Source organism: Mesorhizobium sp. M7A.F.Ca.CA.003.01.2.1 (assembly GCF_003998945.1).
Taxonomy (GTDB): domain Bacteria; phylum Pseudomonadota; class Alphaproteobacteria; order Rhizobiales; family Rhizobiaceae; genus Mesorhizobium; species Mesorhizobium ciceri.
In genome coordinates, this window is sequence record NZ_RZRA01000472.1 from 1 (window position 1) to 4258 (window position 4258).

At 61.7% G+C, this 4258-nt stretch carries 2 protein-coding genes and 1 pseudogene; 1 reads left to right on the forward strand and 2 read right to left on the reverse strand.

Going from position 1 to position 4258, the window contains the following annotated elements; all coding sequences use genetic code 11:
* Nucleotides 1-317 precede the first annotated feature (317 nt).
* A complete protein-coding gene (locus EN969_RS18985) occupies nt 318-773 on the forward strand; it encodes a L,D-transpeptidase (RefSeq protein ID WP_013529305.1) in 456 nt (151 codons plus the stop codon).
* A 198-nt stretch (nt 774-971) separates the two neighbouring features.
* Here EN969_RS18985 and EN969_RS18990 read toward each other — a convergent pair whose 3' ends face one another.
* Both EN969_RS18990 and EN969_RS18995 read right to left on the reverse strand, forming a co-directional pair.
* On the reverse strand, nt 972-4055 hold the full coding sequence (locus tag EN969_RS18990; RefSeq protein ID WP_127419311.1) for an efflux RND transporter permease subunit: 3084 nt from the start codon (nt 4053-4055) through the stop codon (nt 972-974).
* Nucleotides 4052-4258: pseudogene (locus EN969_RS18995) on the reverse strand (efflux transporter periplasmic adaptor subunit); the annotation flags it as partial. The pseudogene EN969_RS18995 and the gene EN969_RS18990, both read right to left, overlap by 4 nt.

Here is a 4258-nt window from a genome sequence, read left to right on the forward strand (position 1 = left end):
TTGCGGCCCGTATCCGGATCATGCCGCTTGAAACCTCGCTTTGTTGCAGTTCGGTTTCGAGATCTACGGCGGTCCTTTCGAATACTGCTAATTCGCACTTTCGTTTAGCGACGGATACCCATGTTCCTGACCTTGGTCTTGCTATGGTCTCGCTGGCGGGCCACCGACGGCTCTAATGGGGTTGGCGTTTGTTAACCAGTGGAAACAGATTCGAAACACAAATGAGCATTTTGCGAAATCTCTCCGAAACATGACGTTGGGATAAGCAGCCATCGAATTGGAGCCGGCTGGACCGGCAGAGAGAGGGGATTTTCTTCATGCATACCGCCATTTCCGCCAAGCTCATCAACATCGCCGCCGCCGCGCTGACCGGTGCCGCACTGCTGTTCGGCTCGGGCGCCGCGCATGCCGCCAACAAGATCGTGGCGCGCGTTTCGCTTTCGCAGCAGATCATGGAAGTCTCCGTCGACGGCCGGCCGACCTTCGCCTGGAAAGTCTCCACCGGCGACCGGGCCCATGTGACGCCGACCGGCTCGTTCAAGCCGACCCGCATGCATGAAATGTGGTATTCGAAGAAATACGACAACGCCCCGATGCCGCACTCGGTCTTCTTCAGCGGCGGCTATGCGGTGCACGCGACCTATGCGATCAAGCGCCTCGGCCAGCCGGCTTCGCATGGCTGCGTGCGGCTGCACCCCGACAACGCCGCCGATTTCTACCAGCTCGTCGAAACCTTCGGGGCGACCAACACCAGCATCGTCATCGTCAAGTAGCAGGCTGGAAACGGTGGCGTGGCAGCATGCTGCCGCGCCTCAAAGCTCCCTCCGGAAACGCTGCGGTATTGCGTACAGTTCAAACCGGCGGTATCGAGCCCAGCCAAAAAGAAAAGAGGCCGGGAATTTCCCGGCCTCTTTTCTTTTGTTTCCATCGATTTGCCCCGCGCATTTCTGGGCGGGACTCCCTAGACCGTCCTAGCTCGGCAGTGCCGGCATCAGCTTGGGGTCCGGCTTCTCCGCCAGATGAGGCAGGTCCTTGCTGGCGATAAAGGTGTAGAACATGGGCACGACGAAGAGCGTGAATATGGTGCCGACCAGGATGCCGGTGAAGATGACCAGGCCCATCGAATAGCGGGCCGCGGCACCAGCGCCGCTGGACGTGATCAGCGGCACAACGCCGAGCGCCATCGCCGCCGTCGTCATCAGGATCGGCCGCAGGCGCACCTTGGCCGAGGCGATGATGGCATCGCGCCGCCGCATGCCATGCTTTTCACGCTGCTGGTTGGCGAACTCGACCAGCAGGATGCCGTGCTTGGTTATCAGACCGATCAGTGTGATCAGGCCGACCTGCGTGTAGATGTTGAGCGTGCCGAGGCCCAGATTGAGCGGCACGATCGCGCCGAAGATCGACAACGGCACCGCCATCATGATGATCAGCGGGTCACGGAAGCTTTCAAACTGCGCCGCCAGCACCAGATAGATGACGACAACTGCGGCCGCGAAAGCGATCAGGATGGTGTTGCCCTGTTCCTTTTCCTGTCGCGATTGACCGGAATAATCGATGAAGAACGTGTCGGGCAGGCTCTCCTTGGCGATGTCCTCCAGCGCCTTCAGCCCGTCGCCGGTGGTGACGCCGGGCAGCGGAAGCGCCGAAATCGTCGACGAATTCAGCTGGTTGAACTGCTCGATTGCCGCCGGCGCCGCATTGGTCGAAATCTTGACCACCGCCGATAGCGGCACCATCTCGCCGGTCACGCTGCGCACGAAGTATTCGCCGAGCTTGTCGGGGTCGTCGCGGAACTCCTGCGGCACCTGCGGGATGATGTCGTAGCTGTTGGAATCGCGGTCGAACTGCGCCACTTCGGCGCCGCCGACCAGCAAGGTCAGCGTGCGGCCGATATCGGCGATCGGCAGGTTCAGCGCGGCGGCGCGGTCGCGGTCGATGGTCACCGTCACCTCCGGTGCGTCATAGGCCATCGAATTCTGCACGACGATGAAGCGGCCGGAGGCCTGCGCCTTGTTCTTGATCTGCTCGGCCACCTCGTACACTTCCGAGGAAGCGCCGGTCGATCGCACCACCATGGAAATGGGCAGGCCGCCGCCGGAGCCCGGCAGCGTCGGCGGTGCGAAGACGAAGGCCTCGACACCGGCCACTTTGGCGATACGGGCCGTAATGTCAGCCTGCAGTTCCTTCGAATTGCGCTTGCGTTCCGCCCAGTCCTTGAAGGCATAGCCGACGAAGGCGCTGTTTGTCGTGCCGCCGAAGGCGACGGCCGAGAACTGCGCCCGTGTTTCGGGAATATCCTTCACCAGGCCGAGGATCTGGTTGACGTATGTCTCGGTATAATCGGACGTCGCATAACGCGGCGCCGTCACAATCGAGAGCAGAAAGCCCTGGTCCTCTTCCGGCGCAAGTTCGCTCGAGGTCTTGGTGAACATGAAGCCGGTGACGCCGACAAGCGCAAGCACGATGATCAACGTCAACGGGCGATAGTTCAGCGATCCGGTGACGGCGCGTTCATAGACATGCTCGACGCGCGCGAAGGTGCCGTCGACAATGCGCTGGAAACGGCCCGGCGTGCCGGACTTCAAGAGGCGTGCCGACATCATCGGGGTGATGGTGATGGCGATGACACCCGACAGCACCACCGAGCCGGCGAGCGTGACCGCGAATTCACGGAACAGCGCGCCGGTCAGGCCGCCGGTAAATGCCAGCGGTGCGAACACGGCGGCCAGCGTCATGGTCATGGCAACGATGGCTGATGCGATTTCGCGCATACCGCTGAACGCAGCCTGCATCGGCGACATGTGATCTTCTTCCATGTGACGATGGATGTTCTCCACCACCACGATGGCGTCGTCGACGACCAGGCCGATCGCCAGCACCATGGCCAGCAGCGACAGAAGGTTGATCGAGTAGCCAACCGCGAACAAAAGGAAGCAGACGCCGATCAGCGACAACGGGATGGTGATGATCGGCATCATCACCGACCGGAAGGAGCCAAGGAACAGAAGGATGACGACGACGACGATGGCAACCGCCTCGCCGATGGTCTTGAACACCTCTTCAATCGAGGCGCTGATCTGCCCGGTCGCGTCGTAGACGACCTCGATCGTCATGCCTTTCGGCAGTGTCTCCTGAATCTGCGGCACCAGCTTGGTGAGCGCAGCCGCCGTGGTCAGCGGATTGGCCGCCGGCGTCGGGAAGATGGCGAGGAAGGTGCCTGGCTTGCCGTTGAACGAGACCCTGGTATCGGTGTTCTCGGCGGCGAGTTCGACGCGAGCCACGTCGCGCAACCGCACCACATTGCCGTCGGTCGAGCGCAGCGGCAGCTCGGCGAATGCCTCCGGCGTCTGCACTGTCGAGCGCACGGTGATCGAGGAAACGACATACTCGTTCTGGGTGTTGCCGGGCGCCGACAGGAAGTTGGAATTGTTGATCGCCGTCAGCAGTTCGGAGGCGGTCACGCCGCGCGCTGCAAGTTTGACCGGATCGATCCAGACGCGCATCGAGTATTCCTGGGCGCCGAAGATCTGCACGTCGGCGACGCCTTCGACCGTCGACATGCGCGGTCTGATGACGCGCTCGATATACTCCGTCAGCTGCTCCTTCGTCATGTTCGGATTCTGCATCGAGATGTACATCATCGCGAACTGCTGGCCGGTGCCCTTGACGATGACAGGGTCCTTCGACGCGTCCGGCAAAGTGCCGCGCACGCCCTGGACCTTGGACAGAACTTCGGTCAGCGCGACGTCGGGGTTCGAGCCGAGCTTCATCTGCACCGTCACGGTGCTGGAGGACGGGCGGCTGGACGAGGTGACGTAGTCGATGTTTTCGGTCGAGGCGACGGCGCGGGCGATCGGGGCGGAAATGAAGCCCTGGATCAGATCGGCGCTGGCGCCTGGATAGGCCGTGGTGATCGTGATGGCCGTTTCATCGACCTTCGGATACTGCCGGATCGACAGATTGAAGATGCCCTGGAAACCCAGGAGCAGGATCATGCAAGCAAGGACCGTCGAAAGAACAGGCCGGCGAATGAAGAGATCTGAAAAGCTCATTGCTGGTCGGCCTGCTTGTTCGCCGATTTGGTCGGGTCGATGGTGTTGTCCACAACGACGGACATGCCGTTGAAGAGGCGGTTCTGACCGGCGGTGACCACCTCATCGCCCGCCTTCAGCCCCTCGACGATCTCGACCATGCCTTGATTGCGGCGGCCGGGCTTGACGAACACCTGCGACAGCACGAGCGCGGGCTTGTCACC